Origin of the sequence: Mycobacterium paraseoulense, assembly GCF_010731655.1 — a bacterium.
GTDB lineage: Bacteria > Actinomycetota > Actinomycetes > Mycobacteriales > Mycobacteriaceae > Mycobacterium > Mycobacterium paraseoulense.
Window position 1 is genome coordinate 5,872,572 of sequence record NZ_AP022619.1, and the last position, 23,141, is coordinate 5,895,712.

The following is a 23,141-nucleotide window of genomic DNA, read 5'->3' on the forward strand; positions in this document are numbered from 1 at the left end:
GGCGTGAAGGCGGAATTTACGGTCACGCAAAGCCCGTCGAGCGCGCACGGAAATTGGAGAAATCGTCGCGCGGGCGCGCCGACCCGCTGTAGCGTGCGTAGGTGCCCTCCATGATGACCACGCTCGACGGGTTCCCCGTCCCGGTAGCCGTGGCCGGCCCGGAGCAAGGCGTCGTGGTCGTCATCCTGGGCGACGAGCAGCGTCTTCCCACCGCCTACGACGCGGTGTGCGAGCGTCTGCACACCGCGTCGCTTCGCACCGTCGTCATCGGCATCGACGCGCGCCTGACCCCCAAATCGGTGGTGGGCATCCTCGACGCCCTGGCGATCGGCTGGGCCGTGGTGGTTGGCGACCGCGCCGGCGGCGACCTGGCCTGGGAACTGGCGGCCACGAAGCTGGGCCGGTTCGTCGGCCTGGTGGTGATCGACCGCGGACATCCGCGGGTGGCCGACCGTGACGGCGAGGTTCGCGACGAGCATTGCCCGCCGGTGGAGATCGGCACCACGGTGCTGTTCAGCTCCCCGGCCGCGCGGGCGGTGGCCCGCGCCAGCCAGCAGTATGTCTACGCCGAATACCGGGTGGTGCACCTGGGCAGGCGCACGGTACAGGAGTCGACGGCACAGCTGGCCGCCGAGATCGTATTGCGTACCAGCACCTGGTGATCCCCGGCTTGGTGCGCCGAACCCCCACGCGTACAAGCGGTTTGCCGGCGGTTCCGCGCGTCATCCGCCGCCGTCGGCACCGACCGCCCCGGGGCGGTAACGTGTCGAGCGGGGCGCGGGGATTGACGGCGGTCATCGATCGGGAAGGGATGCGCGGTGGTGAACGCCTCTGGGCGCCCGGTGGTGGGCCTGACCTGTTACCTGGAGCGGGTGCGGACGGGGATGTGGGACATGCCCGCGGGTTATCTGCCGGCCGATTACTTCCAGGGTGTCCTCCTGGCCGGCGGGGCGGCGGTGTTACTGCCACCCCAACCGGCGGAACCCGAGACCGTGGGCCCGGTCCTCGACAGCTTGCACGCGCTGGTCATTACCGGCGGCTACGACCTGGACCCGGCCGCGTATGGCCAGCAGCCGCATCCGACCACCGATCAGCCGCGGGCCGCCCGCGACGCCTGGGAGTTCGCGTTGTTGCGTGGTGCGCTGGATCGGGGCCTGCCGGTGCTGGGCATCTGTCGCGGCGCGCAGGTGCTCAACGTGGCGCTCGGCGGCACCCTGCACCAGCACCTGCCCGACGTCCTCGGGCACGACGGGCATCGGGCGGGCAACGGAGTGTTCACCAGGCTGCCGGTGCGCACCGCCGAGGGCAGCCGGCTCGCCAGTTTGGTGGGGGAGTCCACCGACGCGGCGTGCTACCACCATCAGGCGATCGACAAAGTCGGTGAGGGCCTGGTGGTCAGCGGGTGGGATCCCGACGGCGTGGTCGAGGCGCTGGAGTTACCGGGGGACCGGTTTGTGCTTGCGGTGCAATGGCATCCGGAGCAGTCCCTGGACGATGTGCGCCTCTTCACTGCGGTCGTGGAAGCCGCGCGCTCGTACGCGGGCTGACCCGGCGCTGGGCGACCGTTCCGCGCGGACGGCCATGGGCGTCGCGGCCGCCGCCCAGCTCCGTGGCACCGACAGCGCCCCGACCGACGTAGCGTGGCCGGCCCGCGCGGTGATCGCCGCGCCGAGGACACCACGCCGGTTGGGCAGCAGGCACCGCAGCGCCGCCGCCTTGTTGAGCGAGGCCCGCGCCGGCGACTAGTCGGTTGTGGCAGGGGATTTGAACGCGATGAGGGGGATGGCCATCTCGGCGGGTGTCGCCGCGCCGTGAAAGCCGATGAGGCGGGCCGTTTCCGGTGGCTCGTGCCCGGTCGCCAGGACGGCGGCATCGCCGGTGCACACGACGACGACATCGCCGATTCGCGCCAGGTGCGCCGGCTTGACCGGCCCGAACATCCCGCTGGCCACCGCCTGATCCCGGCTGTACACATCCGCCTTGCCGGTGAGTACCTCAGTCCAGGCCGCCTGCACGTCGGCCGTGGCGCCCGGCTCGGTGTGCAGGTAGCGCACCCGCGGCTCGCCGGCGACCACCCGGACCCCCGCGGCCAGCCGCGGGTCGGTGTCGAGGTCGACCCGCGCGTCCGGCGGCGCGTTGAAACCGCCGTGGTCGGCCGTCACCAGCAGCGCCGCGCTGGGAGGCAGCGCCTCGACCAGCCGGCTCAGCAGCGCGTCGACACGGGCGGCCGCCTCGTGCCACTGGGAGGATCCGATGCCGAATGCGTGCGCCGCGGTGTCCAGGGCGGCGGTGTAGCCGTAGACCAGACCAGGCGCCGCCTTCAGCTCCTCGGCCACTTTCCGCGCGTTGTCGTCGGCCGGTTGAATCGGGCGGAATTCGGCGCCGCGATACGCGGCGTCGGTCAGCCCGCTGCCCATGAACGCGGCCGGCAGCACGGCGCGGGCGCTGACGCCGGCGTTGTTGAGCCGTCCGAACCAGGTGGGTAACGGCTGCCACTCGGCGTGCGGGGGATCGTCACGCCACAGGATGTGGTTGAGCACCCGGTCGGTGCCGGGGACGTTGAGCGTGAAGCCCAGGATCCCGTGCTCCCCGGGCCGCGCCCCGGTCCCCAGCGACACCAGGCTGGTCGGGGTGGTCGACGGGAACGTGCAGGCCAGCTCCGTGAGGCGCCCGGTTTGCCCGGCGAGCACCGCGGCGAGCAGCGGGGCGCTGCCGGCCAGCTCCGGCAGCAGGTGCCAGCCCAGTCCATCCACCAGCACGAGCGCCACGCGATCGAGCTGGTCGGCCCCGCCTATCCAGCCGACAAGGCCCAGCTCGTCGACGGCGCCCGGCGCGCCGAGCAGCGTTCCGACGGCGGGCAGCACGTCGCAGAGGGAGCCGGGCACTGGGCCAGTCTGGCACGAAATTAGACACGCGCCAGTCGGTCGCTCGTCACGCGCAGTTGGCGATCGGTGCCGTCGGCGAGCGCGCGAACCTGCCGCGGCGAGAGCCGGCCGCACAGCCGCCCCCAGTGCAGTGCGACCTCATCACCGGCGGCCACGTCGGGCACCGCGCTGTACCCGTCGGTCCAGACGTCGAACACGCCGGCCGACGCTTCGGAGAGCGCCAGCGCCCCGCCGTCGAGCACCAGCCTCCGGCGCTGCACCTCGATACGGTCGTGATCGCGGGAAACCACGGTCCCCCAGGTGATGCGGCAGCTGTCCAGCACGTTGAGCGGATGTTCATCCATGCCACGGCCCAAAAACCGGGTCCACGGGTACACGCCGAACACGTGGAAGCAGTGGTTGGCGGCGGCCTCGGGGGCGAGGTCCGGCGTCAGGTGTGACCAGTAGCGGCCCGCCTGCGGGCCGATGATCGCCAGCAACGCATCCAAGAAGTCCCGCGGGTCGAGGTCGGCTCCGACTCCGCCGCCCAGCCAGTACGACTCGACGAGCCGGTAATCCAGCGGATCCGCGATCCCGGTCAGCGTCGACAGCACCCGCAGGTACGGCCACGCCCCGGAGAACGTCGTTGCGGCCCTGCGCACTTCGTCAATCGAACCGTCGCGCAGGGTGGCTCCCAGCGGCGGCCCGCAATAGCCCAGGGCGTTGGGCGCGTAGGCGTAGCGCGCGAACATCTCCACGCCGCCTTCCGAGCTTCCACCGGTCAAGCGTGCTCCACCAGTTTGACCGCGTCCCGGTGCAGGCGTCCGAAGTTGTAGTAGGCCGCGCACGCCCCCTCGGGGGACACCATGCACGTGCCGATCGGGGTCTCCGGGGTGCACGCGGTGCCGAAAACCTTGCATTCCCAAGGTTTGAGCACGCCCTTGAGCACCTCGCCGCACTGACACGCCTTGGGGTCGGCGACCCGCACGCCCGGCATCGCGAACCGCAGCTCGGCGTCGAACTCCGCGAAGTCGTCGTGCAGTCGCAGTGCGCTTTGGGAGATGAAACCCAGCCCGCGCCACTCGAAATGGGGACGCAGCGCAAAAACCTTGCCCATCAACGCCAAAGCGGCCGGATTGCCGCCCTCGGGCACCACGCGCTTGTACTGGTTTTCCACCTCGCAGCGGCCCTCGCGGATCTGCGTCAGCAGCATGGCGACGGCGGCCAGGATGTCCAGCGGCTCGAAACCGGCCACCACCAACGGCTTTCGGTAAATCTCGGGCACAAACCGGTAGGGGCGGTTGCCGACCACGGTCGAGACGTGCCCGGGACCGATGAACCCCGACAGTCGCAGGTCCGGCGACTCCAGGATGGCCTTGATGGGCGGCACGATCATCACGTGGTTGCAGAACACGCTGAAGTTGGTCAGGCCCAGATCGCGCGCCCGCACCAGCGTCACGGCGGTCGACGGCGCGGTGGTCTCGAAACCGATGGCGAAGAACACCACGTGCTTGCCGGGATTGTCGACCGCGATCTTGCACGCGTCCAGCGGGGAGTAGACGAACCGGACGTCGGCGCCGCGCGCCTTGGCGTCCAGCAGGCTGCCGGCCGACCCGGGCACCCGCATCATGTCACCGAAGCAGGTGAAGATCACGTCGGGTTGGCCGGCGAGCCACATCGCGTCGTCGATGCGGCCCATCGGGATCACGCAGACCGGACACCCGGGCCCGTGTACCAGTTCGACGTTGTCGGGCAGCAGGTGCTCGATGCCGTGCCGGTAGATCGTGTGCGTGTGCCCGCCGCACACCTCCATGAACTTGAAGTGATCGCCGTCGGTGCCGGCCAAGCGCCCGATGGCGCCCAGCAGCTTGCGGGCGGCGGCCGGGTCACGGAACTCGTCAACGAATTTCATGACGGTCCTTCCTTCTCAGACGATCGATGAGGAGTCGAAGGCTTGGATCTCGGTGTCGTAGGCTTCGCCGAGTTTCTTGACGGCGGCCAGGGTGAGCAGGGCCTCGGTCTCGTCGATCTTGGCCATCGCGAAACCGACGTGCACCAGTACCCAGTCGTCGGGTTCGGGCATCTCGTCCTCGAGCAGCCGGACGCTGATGGTGCGCTGCACACCGCTGACGTCGACCTTCGCCAAATAGTTGGCAGGATCGGTGATTTCAACGATCCGGCCCGGAATCCCCAGACACATGTGCGGCCTCCCTTCCTTTCCGGTGGCAATCCGCCGCGCCCGGCTTACGCCGCGCTTGCGATCGCCACGCCCTAGCAGATTCGTGGCAGCGGGTCGCCGACGAGCATGTCGACGATCCTTGTTCCGCCGAATCCCGTGCGCAACACCACGCTTTCGGCCGGTTCGGTGACGATCTCCCCGACCTCGGCCGCATCGGCACCCAGCGGATGCGACCGCAGTGCCTCGAGCCCGGCCGCCGCCTCCTCGGGCGCGACGACGGCGACGAACTTGCCCTCGTTGGCGACGTAGAGCGGGTCGATGCCGAGCAGCTCGCAGGCGCCGTTCACCATGGGCGCCACCGGGAGCCGATCCTCGTCGAGCAGCACCCCGAGGCCACAGGCCTGGGCCAGTTCGTTGCACACCGTGCCCACCCCGCCCCTCGTCGCGTCGCGCATCCAGCGGGTGGACGGCGCGGCAGCCATCAACAGCTCCACCAGCGGGCTGAGGCAGGCGGTGTCGGAGTGGATGTCGGCCTCGATGGCCAGATCGCCCCGCGCCAGCATCACCGCCATGCCGTGGTCGCCCATCGACCCCGACAACAGCAGCTTGTCGCCGGGCCGCACCGACGCCGCGGACAGTGCACGCCCCGCGGGGATGACACCGGCCCCGGCGGTGGTGACGAACACCCCGTCGGCGGCTCCCTTGGGCACCACCTTGGTGTCGCCGGTGACGATCCGCACGCCCGCCGTGGCGGCCGCCGCCGCCATGTCGGCGACGATCTCCTTCAATTCGCCGATGGGGAAACCCTCTTCGAGCACGAACGCCGCCGAGATCCACGACGGCACGGCACCGGCCATCGCGAGGTCGTTGCAGGTGCCGTGCACGGCGAGCGCGCCGATGGAGCCCCCGGGAAAGCGCCTGGGCTGCACCACGAACGAATCGGTGGACATCGCCAGGCGTTCGCCACCGGGCAACGTCAGGACCGCGCTGTCACCCAGCGACTCCAGCATCGGGTTGCGGAACGCCTCCATGAACACCGCGTCCACCAGCGCCGCCGAGGCCTTGCCGCCCGCGCCGTGCGCCAGCGTCACATGGTCGTCCAGTAACCGGGGGCGGCGCCTGCGGAACGATTCGATCCGCTCGATCACCTCGCCCTCGGCGAACCGCGGCCCCGACGAAAGGTATTCACCCGCGGTCGTGCTCACTGCGCCGCTCCTCATCGCTCGCTCTGCATCGTCGCCGGCGCGGTTCATGCCGCCCCCAACCCCTGCTCGCCGCCGAGGTGTTGATGCACGCTCAGCCACAGCTGATAGCCCAGCAGTGCCTGCGCTTCCTGTATCCGGTGCACGCTTTGCGAGCGAACGACGAAGCAGGCGTCCACATTCGGGTTGTCCGCGAACGCCCCGCCGTCGTAGCCGGCGAATCCGACGGTGTACAGGCCGCGTTGACGCGCCTCGGCCAGCGCGGCGAGCAGGTTGGGCGAGCCGCCACTGGTCGACATGGCGATCGCGATGTCACCGGCGCAGGCGCGGGCGATCAACTGCCGGGCGAACACCAACTCGAATCCGACGTCGTTGCCCAGGGCGGTCAGGATGGCCTGGTCGGTGGTCAGCGGCCACGCGGGCAACGGCTTGCCGACCGGCGGCCGGGCGAACAGCGTCGCCAGGGTGGTGGAATCGGTGCAGCTGCCGCCGTTTCCGAAGCTGAACATGCGTCCGCCCGCCGCGAAGCGGCGCGCCAGCTCGGCGGCGGCCTGACCGAGCAACGCGGCGTTGGCTTCCAGCGTGGAGCGCCGCAGCGCCAGACTCTCGGCCGCCTTCGCCTGCGCCGACGCGGCCAGGTCGGCCAGCAGCGAGCCGGCATCGTCTTCCTGCGCGTCGATGAACGGGTACAGGAAGTTGGTGGGTTCGTCCGCGGCACTCATCGCCCCTCCTCGTCTTCCAGTCTGCCGATCGCCATGCCCGCGTGCACCAGCACCAGGTCCCCGGCGGCGACCGGGTCGATCAGCGTGGTCACCACGTTTTCGATGCCCCGCGCGGTGCGGACCGTGGCCTGGCCGTCGGCCGACGCCGTCACCGCCTCGCCCGGGCGGCCCTCGTCGCTGCAGGTGACGCAAACCGACTCGGGGGACTCGGGTTTCAGCAGCCCGGGGTGTTCGAAACACACGTGGGTCAGCTCCCACAGCAGGTGGTAGAACAGCACGAAGCCACCCGTGGCGGGCACGCGCGGGTCGGGGTCGTCGAGCCACAGCACGTGATCGGCCATGCCCGGCGCCGGGCGCTCGGCGCTACCGATCCAGATGGTGGTGGCGCCCCACGCGGGGGCGCGCCGCATCACCGAGCGGACCTGCGCGTCGTCCGCGCCGGAGACCGCGACCACGACGTCCCCCGGGCGCACGGACACCCGGACCAGGTCCACCAGATCGGGTCCGGTCAGCGCCACCGCGGGAAGCGCACGTTTGCCCATGATCACCGGGTGGACGAACTCGACCGCGATGTGCAGGGCGTGCGGTTCCCACGACGGCGCGATCGACCACATGGTGGCGCCCGCGGCGAAGCGCTTGGCGAGTGTGAACGCGGTGGCGGCCAGGTCCGAGGTCAGTTCGGCGCCCAGGCCGCGATCGATGGCCGTGGTGGTCATTTCTCAGTCCCCCTTCAGCGCGGTCAGCATGGAGATCGCGGCCTGACCCAGGGCGAGCCCGCCGTCATTCGGCGGAACAGTGCGGTGGGTCAGCACCTCGAAGCCCGCCGGCTGCAACCGCTGACGACACGCGTTGAGCAACAACACATTCTGGAACACCCCGCCGGTCAGCCCTACCAGCCGGATGGCGCCGGCCACCCGGCCGACCACCTCGGCGACGGCATCCGCGACGGCCCGGTGGAACGCCGCGGCCAGCGGCGCGGGCCGCGTGCCGGCGTAGAGCGCCGACACCAGCGTCTGCACCATGGGGGCGGGATCGATCACCCCGTCGGCGTGCACCGTGAGCGGCAGCGACGGCCCGGCTTCGTCCGCCGCCGACTCCGCCAGCGCCTCCAGCTCGATGGCGGCCTGGCCTTCGTAGTCGATGCGGTGCCGCACCCCGAGCAACGAGGCGACCGCGTCGAAGAGTCGGCCCATGCTCGAACACGGCACGCAGCCGGTTCCCGTCTCCAATTGGGAACGGGTGACGCGTAATTCGTCCGGGGTGACCGCGGCGACGGGGGCCAGGTCGGTGGTCCAGTCGATGCCGGCCGACCACAACTGGGACAGCGCCATCCGCCACGGGTTGCGGACCGCCGCGTCGCCGCCGGGCAGCGGCACCGGGAGCAGGTGGCCGGCGCGGACGAATCGGTGGCTGTCGCGGCCGAGCCGCAGAATCTCACCGCCCCAGACGGACTGGTCGCATCCGTACCCGGTGCCGTCGAAGGAGACTCCGACGATTGGTTCGCCGAGGCGTCCGTGCTCGGCCAGCAGCGACACCACGTGCGCGTGATGGTGCTGGATGAGGTCCAGCGGCCGACCCTCCGCGTGGCGCTCGGCCCAGCTGCGGGTGTGATACCCGGGATGCAGGTCGGCGGCCAACCGGGCCGGCTCGCCGCGAATCTCGCTGAGCTGGCCCACCGCCCGCACGAATGCGCGCAGCGTCTCCCAGGTGCCCATGTCGCCGATGTGCCCGGACAGGTAGGCGCGCGCGCCGTCGGTGAGGCAGAAGGTGTTCTTCAATTCGCCGCCGACCGCCAGCACCGCCGGCCCGCTGACATTCAACTCGACCGGCAGCGGCGCGTAGCCGCGTGACCGGCGGATCGGCAGTTCGGCGCCGCGTCCGGCGTCTTTCACGATGCGCACCACCGAGTCGTCGCAGGGGACGTGGATCGGGCGGTCGTGGTCGAGGACCGCGTCACACAGCGCCGGGAGTCGTTGCGCCGCATCGTCATCGGTGAAGCAGATGGGCTCGTCGGATCGGTTGGCGCTGGTGAGCACCAGCGCGGCCGGGGGCGGCTCGGCGGCGCCGGGGACGGGCGCCAGCAGCAGGTGGTGGATGGGGGAGTACGGCAGCATCAGGCCGAGCAGTGGGCTGCGGGGTGCGACGGCGTCGGCGACGGGCGCGGTGTCGGCACTCGGCAGCCGGCGCAGCAGCACGATCGGGCGGGCGGGACCCAGCAGCGCCGCGGCCTCGGTGTCGTCGACGTAGGCGTAGCGGCGCGCGACCGCGAGGTCGCGGACCAACACGGCAAAAGGCTTGGCGCCACGGGCCTTTCGCGCGCGCAGCGCGGCCACGGCGGCGCTGTCGCTGACGGAGCAGGCCAGGTGGTAGCCGCCGACGCCCTTGATGGCGACCACCGCACCCGCGGTTAGCGCGCGCTGGGTGGCCGACAGCGCGGCGTCCGGGCCGTCGATCCGGCCGGCCGGCGAGCGAAACCACAGTGTCGGACCGCAATCGGGGCAGGCGATCGGCTGCGCGTGGAACCGGCGATCCGCCGGGTCGTGGTATTCGTCGGCGCAGCGCGCACACATGGCGAAGGCCGACATGGTGGTGGCCGGGCGGTCATAGGGCAGCTCGCGGATGATGGTGAACCGCGGCCCGCAGTTGGTGCAGGTGACGAACGGGTGCCGGTAGCGCCTGTCGCGCGGGTCGAAGAGCTCGGCGACGCAGTCGTCGCAGACCGCGATGTCGGGCGGGATCGGCGTCGTGGCGCCGGGGGCGGTGCGGCTGTCCACGATCCGGAACTCGGGTCCGTGGCCGGCGTCGGGGGCGATCTCGTCGACCGTGACGCCGGTGACCCGGGCCAGCGGCGGGGCGTCGGCGCGCAGGCGCCTGCCGAACTCGGCCAGGCGTGCGGGTTCGCCCTGCACCTCGAGGAAGACGGCGCCGGAGTCGTTGCCGACGAAGCCGGACAGGCCGAGCTCGGTCGCCACGCGGTGCACGAAGGGCCGGAAGCCAACCCCCTGCACGACACCGGTCACGGTGATGCGCTGCCGAACCCGGGTATGAGCGGGGTCATGCCGCAGCAGCAGGGGCGGCCGGGTCATCTCAGCCGCCCTCCGGGAAGTCGGAAGGATCCGTGCGGCCCCTGCCCATCAGCTCCAGCCCGGCCATCGCCTGTTCGGCGCCCGCGCGGTCGGTCTTTTCGACGGCGAAGCCCATGTGGATGATGATCCAGTCGCCGGGATTGAACGTCTCTTCCGGCAGCATGCCGACGTTGACCCTGCGCTGTTCGCCCGTGACGTCGACCAGGGCCAGCTGCCCTTCGAAGCCGTCCAGCATCCGGATCACTTGACCGGGGATCCCCAGACACATGTCAGGGTTCCCCTCGGGTGGTTGCGACCGGGTGCAGCTGCAACGCCGCGACGATCTCCTCGACGGCCCGCGCGGCGCGGGGAACCGCCTTGGCCACGGCCTCGGTGAGGCCCATGCCCTCCTCGACGCAGCCCGCCTCGCACCCGACGACGACCGTGTACGGCGGCGTGCCGCCCAGCGCCCGCAGGCTGGCGAACACCGCCGCCGGATCCATGCTGTGGCCGTCGAAACCCGCGGCGGCCGAACCGGATTCATGGTCGGCCTGGAAGACGTGCAACGTGCCGGGGTTGCCGCGGCTGGGGACCGCGTCGACGAGCACCAGCGTGTCCCATTCCTCGAGCAGGTCGTAGGCCAGGTGCATGCCGCGGATGCCGTAGTCGGTGACGCGGACGCTCGGGTCGTCCTGCGCGATGTCGGCATTGCGGATCACTTCCGATCCGAAACCGTCGTCGCCCAGGAAGATGTTGCCGATGCCCGCAACCAGGATGCGCGCCGTCATCTCCGTCGTCCGAGCAAGTTACATCCGCCTCAGCCTGAGGTAGCGGCGGGCGTCGGGTATCGATACCACCCCCAGCGCCAATCCGATCGCGAGCACCAACGCGATGATAGCGAGGAATATCCAACCGAGGATTTCCATCTCGAACACTCCTTTCACGAGTTTGCAGGGCTGCGGTGAGCGTCCAGGGGTTCGATTTCGTCGGGGGAGAAATACAGGTAACGGCCGTACCAGTCGTGCAGGTCGGCGGCGGGGTCGTCCTCGACGACGACCGCCACGTGCTTGTTGCCCTCGACGTCGGAGTGCACGGAGGTCACACGGGCGGTCTTGCCGGCCACGAAGATGTCTTGCGCGTCGGCGTTGCGTCTCGGCCGCAACCGTACCCGGCTGTCGCGCGCCACCCGAATCCCGTTCACCAGCACGGCATCGATCTCCGGACGAACCGCGTTGTCGGCCAATGGATCCCACCAGTCGACCCCCTCCGGGATCTCCGGGACCAGGCCCGAGATCGCGTGGGGATCGCGCAGCACGCCGTGCAGCCGCGCCATCGCCTCGGGTGACATTGCGTCGCACTGGTCGATGATCCGCGCCGCGCGCGGGTCGGTGGCGCGGGCCTGCGCCTTCTCCTCGTCCGTCATGGTCATCACGCGCAGGGTGAGGATCTCGTCGATCTCCGTGCAGTCGTACAGGGCGGTGTCGCTCTGTTCGGCGACCTCGGGGTGGTCGTAGAGGATGATCGGCGAGATCAGCAGCAGGTTCCGGGCGCCGGGTGGGCCGGCCAGCACGGGGAAACAGCGGTGCTGACCGCAGCGGGACACCGCGTCGGACGCCGCCGGGGGCGGCTCGAGCAGCGAGACGAACTGCCCTTCGGCGATCTCGGCGATGAGGTGCGTTCCGATCATGGACCGCGCGATCGAGTCGTTCTTGTCGACCGCGCCGTCGCCGACGTTGCTGACCCGCACCGACACCCGGCACAGGTCGCCGTCCGCCTCGCTCGCGACCGTCAGCACGCCGCGCACCTCCCGTCGTTGGCGCACCAGGCGACCACCATCGAGGAGCTCGATGTCGGTGCCCCCATCCGCCGTCACCGACAGTGTCCACGGCCGGCCGTCCAACGCGACAGGGCCGAAGGACCTTTCGCATTCGACCGCCTCGTCCCAGGTGAGCCAGGACCCGCCGGCGGTCGTCAGCTGCTCGACGGGCCGGTATTCGCCGGGGGCGACTTCGCGCTCGGCGCGGCGGTGCTGCAACTGCAGGAACCGCACCGCCAGGCTCAGCTCCCGGGCGCCGTCGACCAGGAACTGCGCCGACAGGGTGGCGTCCTCTCCCAGGCCGGCTTCGGCGGCCCCGGGCGGTCCCAGAACGCCGAATTGCCAGCGTGATTGGTTCTTGCTCGACGTCCCGCGGTACGGGTAGAGCAGGTAGCCCTCGTAGAGCACCGCGTCGGCGACGGCGCGGGCCCGGTCCCGATCCCCGGTCACAGCGCCGTCTCCCGGTCCGCGTCGAGCAGCGAGGTGATCGCGTGGTCGAGGTCGAGCAGACCGTGCGCCGACTTGTAGGCGGCCAGCGCGGCGATGGTTTCGTGACTCAACCGCAGCCATCCGGCGTTCGGGTAGTGCTGGGCGATCAGCTGCCGCCAGACCGCGACGGGCATGTCGTAGCGGTCTTCGCAGTCCCACGGGACTTGCTGGACGGAAAACCCGCGGTCGGATTTGACGAAAATCGTTCCGCTGAACAGGAATTGGAGGGGCATGGCGCCGTCGCGCAGCGCGTGCAGGTATTTGGCCGCGGCGACCTCGAAGTCGTAGGTGCAATCCAGCGGCAGCGCCACCGTCGTGTTGCCGGTGAACCCCTGCACCATCGCGGTGCAGTGCTGCCAGAGGAAGGTGCGCTGGGTGCTCGCCCACCGCTCGCGCGGCCCGAACAGGTCCGTCAACCCGGCGGCCTCGTCGTCGGAGTAGGACCGCCGCAGCGGCTCGATGCGGACCTGGCAGCGCAGGGCGATCGCGTGCACGGGGTCCATCACCTGCGATCCGCCGGTGGCCACGGCGACCCGGGCGGTCAGCACCGGGGTGACGGTGTACGGTTCGGGCGCCACGTCCAGCACGGAGAAGTCGATGTCCATCATGGCGGTGTCATCACTGCGCGCGCTTCGAGGTGGGCGAAGAAGTCGTCGATGAACTCGCGCGCCTGCTGCCCGCCGTCGAACCCACGCCAGAGCAGGCGGAGCCGCCCGACGAATTCGTAGCAGGCGTCGACGGGGACGAGGTAGCTCTGCGGCGGACCCGATTCGGGCACCCGGACCAAGAGCGCCTCGACGTCGTCGGCCAGCAGGCCCACCCGCGCGTCGGCGCCCCTGAGCGCGTCCCAAACATCCAGCGCCAGCTCGGATTCGCAGGCCCCGGCCGGCCCGGGGTAGAAGGCGACGGTGCGCCCGAGCGCGGAGTTGGTGAAGAAGAAGGCGACGCCCACCGGGATCTGCAGCGCCTCCCAGGCGCGCCGGTCCAGCGCGAAGTCGGGGAAGGACAGATATCGGTCGGGCACCGCGCGGTAGCGGAGCTCGGCCCGGGAGTCGGTGAACAGCAGGTAGCAGGCGCGGCACACGCACATCAGCTGGCGGTCGGCCACATTGACCACGTGCTGGTGTTCGTCGGCGATCGATTCCGAGCACATCTCGCACCGCTCGCCGGCCGGTTCGGGGGCCGGCCGGTTGCTGCGGATCTGGGTGAGCACCTCGTACGGGGTCGTCATGCCGGGGCGCCCATCGTCTCGGGCCGCAACGCCACCGACAGCACGCCGTCGCGCGCCAACAGCGGCAGGGGATCCAGGTGCGCCGCGACGTTCACCCCGGCGCCCGCATGCACGACGTCGAACAGCGATCCGCAGCGGGGGCATTCGAGTAGCGACTGCCGCAGCGCCGCACCGGCGAGCGTGTCGTCACAGACGGGGCAGTGGTCGCGGTAGGCGAAGGTCCGGTCGTCGACGCGGCAGGCCAGCAGCGTCGTTCCGTCGACCTGATAGCCCGCGACCTCGCCGGGCGACAGCTCGGCCAGCTCGGGCATTCCGTGCCAGGTGCCGGGGCCGTTCGAATGCAGGTGTGTCAGCAGGGATTCGGCGGGGATGACGCCCGCGGTGGCGGCGTCTGCGGGCACCACCTCGATCGACGAGACCTCGGGCGCCGCCGCGCGGACCGCGTCCTGGACCGCCAGTTCCAACGTCACCGCCGACGACGGGCAGCTCTTGCAACTGCCGGTGAACGCCAACCGCACCGTGTCGCCGTCGACTCCGATCAGGTCGACGTCCCCGCCGTGCGAGCCCAGGTAGGGCCGCACCCGGTCGAGCGCCTCGGACACCCGGCGGTGCACGTCGTGCGGGTGCAGGCCGTGGACAAGGAGCAGGCTGGCCACCAGGTCGTCGGTGGCCAGCCGCTCGGCCAGGCCGGGGCCTGGTCCGTCCTGAACCAGCAGCATGATCCGCTCCAGCCCGGCCCCGTAGAGCCCGACCACCTCGCGGACCAACTCCCTCGCGCGTTCCTGCGCGGCCGCGCCGCCCGCCGCGCAGGAATCCAGCAGGGTCTGGATCCGATCGCCCGCCGTGCGCCATTTCGCGTCGTTGTCCGATGTCATCGGGGGTTCCTCCGGGCGATCCGCCATGCGTCCTCCGTTAATGTGACGACCCCCTGCGCCCGGCTTCGCCGCGCTTGCGATCGTCACTCCCCGACGGGTGACTGTGTTGGCGTGTGCAGTCTGTCGAGGGTCTTGCCCTTGCCCAGGTACATGTGCACGCCGCAGGGCAGGCACGGGTCGAAGCTGCGCACCGTGCGCATGACGTCGATGCCCTTGAAGTTCTCGCGGCTGTTCTCCTCGAAGATGGGCTGGCCCTGCACCGCGTCCTCGTAGGGCCCCGGCGTCCCGTAGCTGTCGCGCGGGTTGGCGTTCCACGGCGTGGGCGGGTACGGGTGGTAGTTGGCGATCTTGCCGTCCCGGATCACCAGGTGGTGGCTGAGCACGCCGCGGACCGCCTCGGTGAAGCCGCAGCCGATCGCCTCGTCGGGCACCTCGAAGCGCTCCCACGTCTTGGTGCGGCCGGCACGGATCTCGGCGAGCGCCTTCTCCGCGAAGTGCAGCGCGCACGCCGCCGCGTAGGCCTGGAAGTAGGTGCGCGCCCGGTCCCGTTCGATCGTGTTGCTGCCGTACTTGGGCACCTTCCACTCGAACTCGACCGGGCCCTTGAGCGCGGTCTTGGGCAGGTTGATCTTGACGCTGTTGCCGGTCGCCTTGACGTAGCCGATGTCGACCAGGCCGGCCAGCGCGGTCGCCCACAACCGGGCCAGGGGGCCGCCGCCGGTGTCCAGCGCCAGGTGGTCCGTGCCGTCGAACCAGCGCGGCGACATCACCCAGCTGTACTTGCCGCCGTCCATGTCGCGCTTCTGCGGGTGCGGGTTGGTGTGCTGGTTCCAGGGGTGGCGCCGGTCCACCTGGTTGCCGAGGGGGTCGGTCTTGACGAACATCTCCTGGTCGGTCCAGTCGTCGTAATACGAACTGCCCAAGAGGATCCGGATGCCGAGGTTGATGTCCACCAGCGAGTGGGTGAGGAGTTTGCCGTCGACCACCACACCCGGGGTGACGAACATCGCGTTGCCCCAGCGCTCCATGTCCTTGTATTCGAAGTTGCACACCTCGGGGTCCTGGAAGGAGCCCCAGCAGCCCAGCAGCGTGCGGCGCAGCCCGACCTTCTCGTAGCCGGGCAGCGCGTCGTAGAAGAAGTCGAACAGGTCGTCGTGCATCGGCACGACCTTCTTCATGAACTCGACGTAGCGCATCAGCCGGGTCATGTAGTCGGTCATCAGCTGGATGGTCGCGACGGTGCCCACCCCGCCGGGGTACAGCGTGGACGGGTGCACGTGGCGACCCTCCATGAGGCAGAACATCTCCCGAGTCCAGCGGCTGACCACCAGCGCCTCCCGGTAGAACTCGCCGCTGAACGGGTTGAGCGAGCGCATGATGTCGGCGATGGTGCGGTACCCGTGCGCGTCGGCGTGCGGCGCCTGAGTCTTCTCCGCCAGGGAGAGCACGCTCGGGTTGGTCTCGGAGACCATCTTCTCGCAGAAGTCCACGCCGACCAGGTTCTCCTGGAAGATGTTGTGGTCGAACATGTATTCCGCGGCCTCGCCGAGGTTGACGATCCACTCGCCCAGGTGTGGCGGCTTGACCCCGTACGCCATGTTCTGCGCGTAGCACGAGCACGTGGCGTGGTTGTCGCCGCAGATGCCGCAGATCCGGCTGGTGATGAAGTGGGCGTCGCGAGGGTCCTTGCCCTTCATGAAGATCGAGTAGCCGCGGAAGATCGACGAGGTGCTGTGGCACTCGACGACTTCCTTGTTCTCGAAGTCGATCTTGGTGTAGATGCCCAGGCTGCCGACGATCCTGGTGATCGGGTCCCAGGCCATGTCGACCAGTTGGCCGGGTTCCCGGTTGGCGTGGGTGGGCTCCGGAATGATGGTTGTCATCGCGCTTCTTCTTCCCGCTGTGGGCTGTTCGGCCTGAGGGTTCAGGCGATGGGGACGACGCGCACCCGACCTGGTAGTCGCCTACCAGGTGCGGCGCGCCCCGGTGGTGAGTTGGTTACCGGTGTGGCGCCACCGAGGTTCCTTGTCGACGGTGCGCGCCGTGATACCCCTCAAATTGCGAATCACGGTGCCGTACAGGCCCGATGCGGCGCTGGAGAACTTGCCCCCCGGCGGTTCGTCCATGAACGGCATGAACTTGTCGGGGAAGCCCGGCATCGTGCATCCGATGCAGATCCCGCCCACGTTGGGGCAGCCGCCGACACCGTTGATCCATCCCCGCTTGGGCACGTTGCATTTGACCACTGGGCCCCAACAGCCAAGCTTGACAATGCATTTCGGCGATCCGTATTCGGTGGCGAAGTCGCCCTGCTCGTAGTAGCCCGCCCGGTCACAGCCTTCGTGGACGGTGGCGCCGAACAACCAGGTGGGGCGCAGCGCGTCGTCGAGCGGAATCATCGGCGCCTGGCCGGTCGCCATGTAGAGCAGATAGGTCAGCGTCTCCGACAGGTTGTCGGGATGGATCGGGCAACCGGGCACACACACGATCGGGATGCCGGCCTTGCTCTTCCAGTCCCAGCCGAGGTAGTCGGGTACCCCCATCGCCCCCGTCGGGTTGCCGGCCATTGCGTGGATGCCCCCGTAGGTGGCGCAGGTCCCGACCGCGACGATCGCGGTGGCCTTGGGCGACAACCGGTCGAGCCACTCGCTGGTGGTCATCGGCTGGCCGGTGGCCGGGTCGTTGCCGAACCCGCACCAATAGCCCTCGTCCTTGATCTTCTCGTTGGGGATGGATCCTTCGACGACGAGCACGAAGGGTTCCAGCTCGCCACGATCGGCTTTGAAGAACCAGGACAGGAAGTCGTCCGCCCCCCCGTTGGGTCCGCACTCGAAATCGATGAGCGGCCAGTGCACGGCGACCTTCGGCAGCCCCGGCAGAGCGCCCAAGGCGATCTCCTCGACGCTGGGTTGGGTGGCGGCAGTCAACGCCACCGAATCGCCGTCACAACTGAGCCCAGCATTGATCCATAGAACATGAATCAATGTTTCTTCCGCTTTGACTGCTGCTTCTGTTGGCATGCTGCAGCTTTCCGGGACCGGGCTGGGGCCCCTGCGCCGCCGGAGTCGACCGTCGGCCCACTTGCGCGGCGCTAATTTCCGGGTCTACTCCTCACCACCGGGCGTGTCAACGGTTCCGCGGCACCAACTGGTTAGACAACCGTTGCATCGCCCTGCCGTGCCGCCGCACGCGCACCCGGCGCCATGCGAAAAGTTCCGGCGTCCTGCAAAACCCTTGCAAGACGGACCGGTTAGGCTCGCGGCTCGGCGGCGAAACGTCGCAGCCAGCCGAACCACGCGCCCATCCCGGCGCCGGTGCGCGCACTGAGCGGCAGGATCGTCGCCGCCGCATTGACCTGGCGCACATGGGAGATGTAGGTGTCGACGTCGACGTCGAGGTACGGAACCAAGTCAATCTTGTTGATCAACACCACATCCACCGACCGGAACATGACCGGGTACTTCAGCGGCTTGTCCTCGCCCTCGGTCACGGAGTAGACCATGGCCTTGGCGTGCTCGCCGACGTCGAACTCCGCCGGGCACACCAAGTTGCCCACGTTCTCGATGATGACCAGGTCCAGGGCGGGCAGGTCGAGCCCCGGCAGTGCCCGGTTCACCATCGGCGCGTCGAGATGGCACTCGCCGCCAAAACCGTTGCTGGTGTTGAGCAGTGACACCTGGGCGCCACGACCGCTGAGCTTGGCCGCGTCCAGATCGGTGGCGATGTCACCCTCGATCACCCCGATCGCGATCTCACCGGCGAGCTCGTCGAGCGTGGCCTGCAGGACGGTCGTCTTGCCCGAACCCGGTGAGCTCATCAGGTTGACGGTGCGCACCCCGTTGCTCTCGAACGCCGCCCGGTTGGCGTCGGCGAGCAGGTCGTTCTCGGCGAAGATCGCCTCCAGCACGTCGACGCGCTGCCTGCCGGTCTGGTACTGGCCGTGATCGCCGTGCCGATGATCGGGATCGTCGTGCTCGTGGGTGTGCACGGTTCCGTCGTCATGCCGATGAAATCTACCCATGGTCAAATCCGTTCGGAGCAGGCGCTTTTCACGAGACGTCCAGCGACGTCACCAAGAATTCGTTGCCGCGCAACACCTCGACGTCCGAACTGTCGCATTGCGGACACCAGATCGACCAGGCCGACGTGATCTCCGATCGCCTGCCGCACGCCCGGCAGCGCACCTCGGCGGCGACGCACTCGAGTTCCAGCTCGGCCTCCGGCATGTCCTCGGCGTCCCGCACCAGGGTCCAGCAGAACGACAGCGACTCGGGCACCACCTGGCGAAGCGCCCCGATCCGAACCCGCACCACGTCGACGTGGCGGCCATCGGCATGCGTCTTGGCCACACCGGCGATCGCCTCGCACAGCGACAGCTCATGCACCGCCGATCACCGGCGTCCGCCCCAGGCTCATGAGCACTGTTCTACACCCGAACGCCCCGAGCGCGCAGCAGTGTTGGGTACCCGCTCAGGAGGACGTCCACTTCTGTTCGAGACGCCCGTAACGCCAGACCAGCAGAGCCACCGCCCAGGTGACGACGAACGTCCCGACGATGAAATAGCCGACGGCGTTGAGATCGAGCCCGCCGATCCAGGTCCAGAACGCGCCCCGCCAGCCGAACTGTTCGGCGAACAGGGTGAGGAGTTCGACGCTGCCGATCAGCAGCGCGACCACCACCGACAGGGCGGTGATGGTGATGTTGTAGTAGATCTTGCGGACCGGGTTGGAAAAGGCCCAGCCGTAGGCGAAGTTCATGAACGAGCCGTCGATGGTGTCCAGCAGGCACATGCCGGCGGTGAACAGCACGGGCAGGCACAGGATCGCGTACCACGGCAGCCCGGCGGCCGCGCTGGTGCCGGCCAGGACCAGCAGCGCGATCTCGGTCGCCGTGTCGAAGCCGAGACCGAACAGCACCCCAACGGGGTAGGAGTGCCACGACTTGGTTATCGATTTGGTGAAGCGGCGCAGGAATCGGTTCATCAGGCCCCGGTTGTCCAGCTGCCGTTCCAGTTCGGCCCCGTCGGTTTCGTGGTCGTAGTCGCCGCGGCGCAGCCGGGCGAACACCCGCAGGATGCCCACCAGCACGATGACGTTGAGCAGGCCGATCGCGTAGAGGAACACACCGGAGACGCCGGTGCCGATCAGCCCCGTGTAGTGGTGCAGCGCCGACGCATCGTTCCGGACCGGCCCGACGATCGTCTTGACCCCGCACGCCAGCAGGACCGCCAGCCCGAAGACCACCGTGGAATGACCCAGCGAGAAGAAGAATCCGACGGCCAGCGGGCGCTGCCCGTCGTTCATCAGCTTGCGGGTGGTGTTGTCGATGGCGGCGATGTGGTCGGCGTCGAACGCGTGCCGCATTCCCAGGGTGTAGGCCGTCACCCCGACGCCGACGCCAAATGCCTTGCCGCCGAAGCTGAATTGCGCCGGGGCCACCAAGGCCGTCAGGGTGAACCAACCGACCACGTGCAGCGCGACAATGACCGCCGACATCGCCGCGAGCCGCCACCACTCCGCCGGCGTGCAGGCGGCGCGAAGCCTGGTCGTCCATGACGGGCGCCAGTCGAGCTCAGTACCGGTCACCGGGGTCCTTCCAGCCTCGGGCGGGGAACCACCGGCACGACTGTATGTGCCGGTACGCGCCACGGTCAACCAGATGCAAATGGATTGCAGGAATCGCCGGCACCCGCCAGGGGGCCGAATCCGGCCGAAAACTGGCGCGCCCGGCTGACGGCGCGCGACACTGAACGGGTGACGCCCAACCCGTCGGCGCTGGACCCGTCCGTCACCGCCCGGATCGGCGATCTGCTGCGCGACCGGGGGCTGCGGCGGATGTCGTCGCGGATACAGGTGCTGGCGGTGCTCGAGCCGGTGCACGGGCACCTGCCGGTGGCCGAGATCCACAAGCGGGTGCGGGCGTGCCTGCCGCACGGCGCCCACCCTCCCGACGTGGCAACGATCTATCGCACGGTGACCACGCTGGTCGGGCAGGGGGTGTTGCACCCGTTGACCCTCGAGGGCGGCGTCACCACCTACGGGATGGCCACCGCGCCGCACCACCATGCCGTGTGTACCGAATGCGGCTCGATCATCGAGGTGCCGGCCGGGCGGCTCAGTTCGGCGCTCGAACACGCGATGGCGGGAAGTTCCTTCGCGCTGTCGGAGGCCGCGGGCCTGACGCTGCACGGCCTGTGTCCGCAATGCCAAGAGGCCAAGCGCCCGCCGAAACGCTCAGGGCGCTGACCTACTGCAGATCCAGTAGCGCGTTCTCCACCACCTCGGGCAGCGCCGGGTGAATCCAGTACTGGCCGCGGGCCATCTCCGGGGCGGTCAGCCCGAAGCTCATCGCCTGGATCAGCGGCTGGATGATCGACGACGCCTGGGGGCCCATGACGTGGGCGCCCAGCAGGCAACCGGTGTTCCGCTCGGCGATCAGCTTGACTATCCCGGTGGTGTCCTCCATCGCCCAACCGTAGGCGACGTCGCCGTAGTCGTGTATCGCGACCGATATGTCGAACCCCTTTGCGATCGCCTGGTTTTCGGTCAGGCCGACGGACGCCAGCTGCGGGTCGGTGAACACCGCCGAGGGCACGTAGCGGTGATCGGTCAACACCATCGACTCGGTGTCGTCCCAGTCGCAGTGCAGGTTGTGCTTCACGACGCGCGCCTCGTGGTTGGCGACGTGCTTGAGCTGGTACGGCGAGGAGACGTCGCCGAGGGCGAAAACCCCACGCGCGGAGGTCCGTTGGTATTCGTCGACCAGCACCCGGCCGTTCTCGAGATCGACACCGGCCTGTTCGGCGTCCAGCAGGTCGGCGTTGGACACCCGCCCGGTCGCGACCAGCAGCAGGTCGGCGTTCAGCGTGGATCCGTCGTCGAGCCGCAGGGAGACGCCGGAGCCGTTGTCGGTGCCGGCCACGACGTTGCGGTGCGTGCGCAATTCCCATTTGGCCGCGGCGATGCGGGTGAAGCGTTTGCAGATGGTGTCGTCGCAGTGCCGCAGCATGGTGGCCCCCCGGATCACCAGCGTCACCCGCACGCCAAGAGCCGAGAAGACATGAGCGAATTCGGCTGCCACGAAACCACTTCCAACGATAACCAGGTGCTCGGGCAGCTCGGGAATGCGCATGATGGTGTCGCTGGTGTGGTAGCCGACCCCGCAGTCGATGATCGCGGGCGGGATCACCGGGCGCGACCCCGCCGCGATCACCACCTGGTCGGCGGTGAATTCCTCACCGGCGTCGGTGCGCAACAGGTAGCGACCGTCGGGCTGAACCGGTCCGAACCGGGTGTGCCGGCTGTACAAATCGACGTTGGGGGCGGCGCGCCGGTAATCTTCGCCGCTCATCGAGATCGGATCGATCCGGCCGAAGACGCGCGAGACGATGTCGTCCCAACGCACCCGGTCGACGTGCGCGTCGACCCCGTAGCGCGCCGCGTCGCGGATCGTCATGGCGACCTCGGCGGCGTAGACGAACATCTTGGTCGGGATGCACCCGACGTTCAGGCAGGTGCCGCCGAACGTGCCCTGCTCGCACAGCGCCGCCCGCTTGCCGAGCAAGCGATCGTCGAGAAGCGTGTTGCCCGAACCGGTTCCGATGATCGCGATGTCGTATGTCTCCACCCCGTCATCCCTTCCTCGAGGATGACTCGGTGCGATCGGAGCGCAGGTAGTCGTCCAGCCAGCGATCCAGCTGACGATAGGCGGCCTGTCGCGGCTCCGGCAGCGACAGGAATACATCGTGTTTGGCGTCGCGGATCGGAACGATGGTGCTGCGATTGCCGATGCAGCCGGCCCGCCTGGCGATCTGGGTGACGTCGAGAACCGCGTCGCCGCGTTGCATGGACGCCGCGTCGCCGGTCTCTCGGACGGTGTGATCCGAGCGCAGGATCAGGTTCGGCACCCCGACGTCGAGGCCGCGGTGTAACCGGGCGTGGCCGCGGCGGATGGCGTTGAGCCAGCCGAGCGTGATGGGGAAGCCGCCCACCGGTTTCCACTGCAGGTCGTAGTCGAACTCGCCGTGATAGTCGCGATGCAGGGTGGTCCCGTAACCGCCCTCGGTGGGCGCGCGGACCACCCCCTTGGACCGCACCCGGGACAGGCCGGCGATCAGCGCCGAGGTCACCGGAAGGCGCAGGACCGCCGGACCGTGCAGGTCCAGGAACGGGCTGTTGAGCACCAAGCCTCCGACGCCGCCGTGGGCCGCGGGATCCCGCCGGCGCAGCCGGTCCAGCCAGAGCGACACGACGAGCCCGCCGGAGGAATGGCCGTACACCAGAACACTGGCGGGCCGGTCGTGCTCGAGGATCCCCGCCAGGGCGTGCTCGAGTTCGGCGTCGTAGTCGTCGAGGCTGGTGATGAAGTGCGGTGTCTGACCGTCGCGGCGCGACCGGCCGCACTTCTGTAGGTCCAGCGCGTAGAAGGCGAAGCCGCGATCCGCGAAGTGATCGGCCAGCGCCGTGTTGAAGAAGTAGTCGGTGTAGCCGTGCACCGCCAGCACGGCGTGGCCCGCGCCGGTCGGCCCGGCGGGCTCGCCCCGCCGGATCAGCGTCGCGACGATCTCCCCCTCGCCGACCGGGTCGGGCCCCAGGGGGATGGTGCGCTGCCAATAACCGGGCAGGACGTCGGGCTCCCAGCCAGTCACGAGGCCAGCTTAGAGGTTTTGCTGGCCATGGGGAGGCGCACGCCGTTCGT

25 protein-coding genes are annotated in these 23,141 nt (G+C 69.3%); 3 read left to right on the plus strand and 22 right to left on the minus strand.

Annotated features, from left to right (window positions below; translation table 11 throughout):
* Window positions 1-110 precede the first annotated feature (110 nt).
* Both G6N51_RS27600 and G6N51_RS27605 read left to right on the plus strand, forming a co-directional pair.
* Window positions 111-662, plus strand: coding sequence for an alpha/beta hydrolase (locus G6N51_RS27600; RefSeq protein WP_083172919.1), 552 nt, complete (start codon window positions 111-113; stop codon window positions 660-662).
* 138 nt (window positions 663-800) lie between these two features.
* Window positions 801-1,547 (plus strand): gamma-glutamyl-gamma-aminobutyrate hydrolase family protein, encoded by a 747-nt coding sequence (locus tag G6N51_RS27605; RefSeq protein WP_232078596.1) that lies wholly within the window; start codon window positions 801-803, stop codon window positions 1,545-1,547.
* A gap of 195 nt (window positions 1,548-1,742) precedes the next feature.
* On the opposite strand, the gene G6N51_RS27615 is transcribed toward G6N51_RS27605, so the two are convergent.
* The 20 genes from G6N51_RS27615 to nicT form a co-directional block, all read right to left on the minus strand.
* Entirely contained in the window at window positions 1,743-2,885 is a 1,143-nt protein-coding gene (locus tag G6N51_RS27615) for an alkaline phosphatase family protein (protein WP_083172921.1), read from the minus strand.
* A 20-nt stretch (window positions 2,886-2,905) separates the two neighbouring features.
* Complete coding sequence (locus tag G6N51_RS27620) at window positions 2,906-3,649, minus strand: DUF6390 family protein (RefSeq protein ID WP_264052128.1); 744 nt, start codon at window positions 3,647-3,649, stop codon at window positions 2,906-2,908.
* Entirely contained in the window at window positions 3,646-4,776 is a 1,131-nt protein-coding gene (gene hypD / locus G6N51_RS27625; protein ID WP_083172922.1) for a hydrogenase formation protein HypD, read from the minus strand. Before hypD ends, G6N51_RS27620 begins: the two co-directional genes overlap by 4 nt.
* 15 nt (window positions 4,777-4,791) lie before the next feature.
* On the minus strand, window positions 4,792-5,064 hold the full coding sequence (locus G6N51_RS27630) for a HypC/HybG/HupF family hydrogenase formation chaperone (RefSeq protein WP_083172923.1): 273 nt from the start codon (window positions 5,062-5,064) through the stop codon (window positions 4,792-4,794).
* A gap of 71 nt (window positions 5,065-5,135) precedes the next feature.
* Window positions 5,136-6,248: a hydrogenase expression/formation protein HypE gene (hypE, locus tag G6N51_RS27635; protein WP_083172924.1), complete on the minus strand. Its 1,113-nt coding sequence runs from the start codon at window positions 6,246-6,248 to the stop codon at window positions 5,136-5,138.
* A gap of 44 nt (window positions 6,249-6,292) precedes the next feature.
* The gene (locus G6N51_RS27640) at window positions 6,293-6,967 is read right to left on the minus strand and encodes a D-sedoheptulose-7-phosphate isomerase (protein WP_083172925.1); all 675 of its coding nucleotides are present in this window, start codon (window positions 6,965-6,967) and stop codon (window positions 6,293-6,295) included.
* Window positions 6,964-7,683: a HypC/HybG/HupF family hydrogenase formation chaperone gene (locus G6N51_RS27645; protein WP_083172926.1), complete on the minus strand. Its 720-nt coding sequence runs from the start codon at window positions 7,681-7,683 to the stop codon at window positions 6,964-6,966. The genes G6N51_RS27640 and G6N51_RS27645 overlap by 4 nt, the downstream gene beginning before the upstream one ends.
* 3 nt (window positions 7,684-7,686) lie before the next feature.
* On the minus strand, window positions 7,687-10,053 hold the full coding sequence (gene hypF / locus G6N51_RS27650) for a carbamoyltransferase HypF (RefSeq protein ID WP_083172927.1): 2,367 nt from the start codon (window positions 10,051-10,053) through the stop codon (window positions 7,687-7,689).
* A 1-nt stretch (window position 10,054) separates the two neighbouring features.
* A complete protein-coding gene (locus G6N51_RS27655) occupies window positions 10,055-10,321 on the minus strand; it encodes a HypC/HybG/HupF family hydrogenase formation chaperone (RefSeq protein WP_083172928.1) in 267 nt (88 codons plus the stop codon).
* 1 nt (window position 10,322) lies between these two features.
* A complete protein-coding gene (locus G6N51_RS27660) occupies window positions 10,323-10,820 on the minus strand; it encodes a hydrogenase maturation protease (RefSeq protein WP_083172929.1) in 498 nt (165 codons plus the stop codon).
* 18 nt (window positions 10,821-10,838) lie between these two features.
* Entirely contained in the window at window positions 10,839-10,958 is a 120-nt protein-coding gene (locus G6N51_RS29765; protein WP_372510046.1) for a DUF6893 family small protein, read from the minus strand.
* A 14-nt stretch (window positions 10,959-10,972) separates the two neighbouring features.
* The gene (locus G6N51_RS27665; protein WP_083172930.1) at window positions 10,973-12,298 is read right to left on the minus strand and encodes a hypothetical protein; all 1,326 of its coding nucleotides are present in this window, start codon (window positions 12,296-12,298) and stop codon (window positions 10,973-10,975) included.
* Window positions 12,295-12,945, minus strand: coding sequence for a DUF6084 family protein (locus G6N51_RS27670; RefSeq protein ID WP_083172931.1), 651 nt, complete (start codon window positions 12,943-12,945; stop codon window positions 12,295-12,297). The genes G6N51_RS27665 and G6N51_RS27670 overlap by 4 nt, the downstream gene beginning before the upstream one ends.
* Window positions 12,942-13,568, minus strand: a complete 627-nt coding sequence (locus G6N51_RS27675) for a DUF5947 family protein (protein WP_083172932.1) — start codon at window positions 13,566-13,568, stop codon at window positions 12,942-12,944. The genes G6N51_RS27670 and G6N51_RS27675 overlap by 4 nt, the downstream gene beginning before the upstream one ends.
* Window positions 13,565-14,470, minus strand: a complete 906-nt coding sequence (locus tag G6N51_RS27680; RefSeq protein ID WP_083172933.1) for a NifU family protein — start codon at window positions 14,468-14,470, stop codon at window positions 13,565-13,567. The genes G6N51_RS27675 and G6N51_RS27680 overlap by 4 nt, the downstream gene beginning before the upstream one ends.
* 56 nt (window positions 14,471-14,526) lie before the next feature.
* On the minus strand, window positions 14,527-16,326 hold the full coding sequence (locus G6N51_RS27685) for a nickel-dependent hydrogenase large subunit (RefSeq protein ID WP_083172934.1): 1,800 nt from the start codon (window positions 16,324-16,326) through the stop codon (window positions 14,527-14,529).
* Between the two features lie 81 nt (window positions 16,327-16,407).
* A complete protein-coding gene (locus G6N51_RS27690; RefSeq protein WP_083172935.1) occupies window positions 16,408-17,463 on the minus strand; it encodes an NADH-quinone oxidoreductase subunit B family protein in 1,056 nt (351 codons plus the stop codon).
* 230 nt (window positions 17,464-17,693) lie between these two features.
* Window positions 17,694-18,464, minus strand: a complete 771-nt coding sequence (gene hypB / locus G6N51_RS27695; protein WP_083172936.1) for a hydrogenase nickel incorporation protein HypB — start codon at window positions 18,462-18,464, stop codon at window positions 17,694-17,696.
* A gap of 28 nt (window positions 18,465-18,492) precedes the next feature.
* Entirely contained in the window at window positions 18,493-18,828 is a 336-nt protein-coding gene (locus G6N51_RS27700; protein WP_083172937.1) for a hydrogenase maturation nickel metallochaperone HypA, read from the minus strand.
* Window positions 18,829-18,913: 85 nt separating this feature from the next.
* Entirely contained in the window at window positions 18,914-20,029 is a 1,116-nt protein-coding gene (gene nicT / locus G6N51_RS27705) for a Nickel transporter NicT (RefSeq protein ID WP_083172938.1), read from the minus strand.
* A 168-nt stretch (window positions 20,030-20,197) separates the two neighbouring features.
* Here nicT and G6N51_RS27710 point away from each other — a divergent pair, with 168 nt between their 5' ends.
* Window positions 20,198-20,689 carry a Fur family transcriptional regulator gene (locus G6N51_RS27710; RefSeq protein ID WP_083172953.1) on the plus strand — a complete coding sequence of 164 codons (492 nt, stop codon included), beginning with the start codon at window positions 20,198-20,200 and terminating at the stop codon, window positions 20,687-20,689.
* A 1-nt stretch (window position 20,690) separates the two neighbouring features.
* Here G6N51_RS27710 and mtr read toward each other — a convergent pair whose 3' ends face one another.
* The gene (gene mtr, locus G6N51_RS27715) at window positions 20,691-22,070 is read right to left on the minus strand and encodes a mycothione reductase (protein ID WP_083172939.1); all 1,380 of its coding nucleotides are present in this window, start codon (window positions 22,068-22,070) and stop codon (window positions 20,691-20,693) included.
* Window positions 22,071-22,074: 4 nt separating this feature from the next.
* Window positions 22,075-23,091: an alpha/beta hydrolase gene (locus G6N51_RS27720; protein ID WP_083172940.1), complete on the minus strand. Its 1,017-nt coding sequence runs from the start codon at window positions 23,089-23,091 to the stop codon at window positions 22,075-22,077.
* Window positions 23,092-23,141 lie beyond the last annotated feature (50 nt).

Excerpts from the sequence above, each read along its gene's own strand:
- G6N51_RS27600 (WP_083172919.1), top strand. The coding sequence starts at position 111 with ATGATGACCACGCTCGACGGGTTCCCCGTCCCGGTAGCCGTGGCCGGC.
- hypD (WP_083172922.1), bottom strand. The coding sequence starts at position 4,776 with ATGAAATTCGTTGACGAGTTCCGTGACCCGGCCGCCGCCCGCAAGCTG.
- G6N51_RS27630 (WP_083172923.1), bottom strand. The coding sequence starts at position 5,064 with ATGTGTCTGGGGATTCCGGGCCGGATCGTTGAAATCACCGATCCTGCC.
- G6N51_RS27640 (WP_083172925.1), bottom strand. The coding sequence starts at position 6,967 with ATGAGTGCCGCGGACGAACCCACCAACTTCCTGTACCCGTTCATCGAC.
- G6N51_RS27645 (WP_083172926.1), bottom strand. The coding sequence starts at position 7,683 with ATGACCACCACGGCCATCGATCGCGGCCTGGGCGCCGAACTGACCTCG.
- hypF (WP_083172927.1), bottom strand. The coding sequence starts at position 10,053 with ATGACCCGGCCGCCCCTGCTGCTGCGGCATGACCCCGCTCATACCCGG.
- G6N51_RS27655 (WP_083172928.1), bottom strand. The coding sequence starts at position 10,321 with ATGTGTCTGGGGATCCCCGGTCAAGTGATCCGGATGCTGGACGGCTTC.
- G6N51_RS27660 (WP_083172929.1), bottom strand. The coding sequence starts at position 10,820 with ATGACGGCGCGCATCCTGGTTGCGGGCATCGGCAACATCTTCCTGGGC.
- G6N51_RS29765 (WP_372510046.1), bottom strand. The coding sequence starts at position 10,958 with ATGGAAATCCTCGGTTGGATATTCCTCGCTATCATCGCGTTGGTGCTC.
- G6N51_RS27670 (WP_083172931.1), bottom strand. The coding sequence starts at position 12,945 with ATGATGGACATCGACTTCTCCGTGCTGGACGTGGCGCCCGAACCGTAC.
- G6N51_RS27675 (WP_083172932.1), bottom strand. The coding sequence starts at position 13,568 with ATGACGACCCCGTACGAGGTGCTCACCCAGATCCGCAGCAACCGGCCG.
- G6N51_RS27680 (WP_083172933.1), bottom strand. The coding sequence starts at position 14,470 with ATGGCGGATCGCCCGGAGGAACCCCCGATGACATCGGACAACGACGCG.
- G6N51_RS27685 (WP_083172934.1), bottom strand. The coding sequence starts at position 16,326 with ATGACAACCATCATTCCGGAGCCCACCCACGCCAACCGGGAACCCGGC.
- G6N51_RS27690 (WP_083172935.1), bottom strand. The coding sequence starts at position 17,463 with ATGCCAACAGAAGCAGCAGTCAAAGCGGAAGAAACATTGATTCATGTT.
- hypB (WP_083172936.1), bottom strand. The coding sequence starts at position 18,464 with ATGGGTAGATTTCATCGGCATGACGACGGAACCGTGCACACCCACGAG.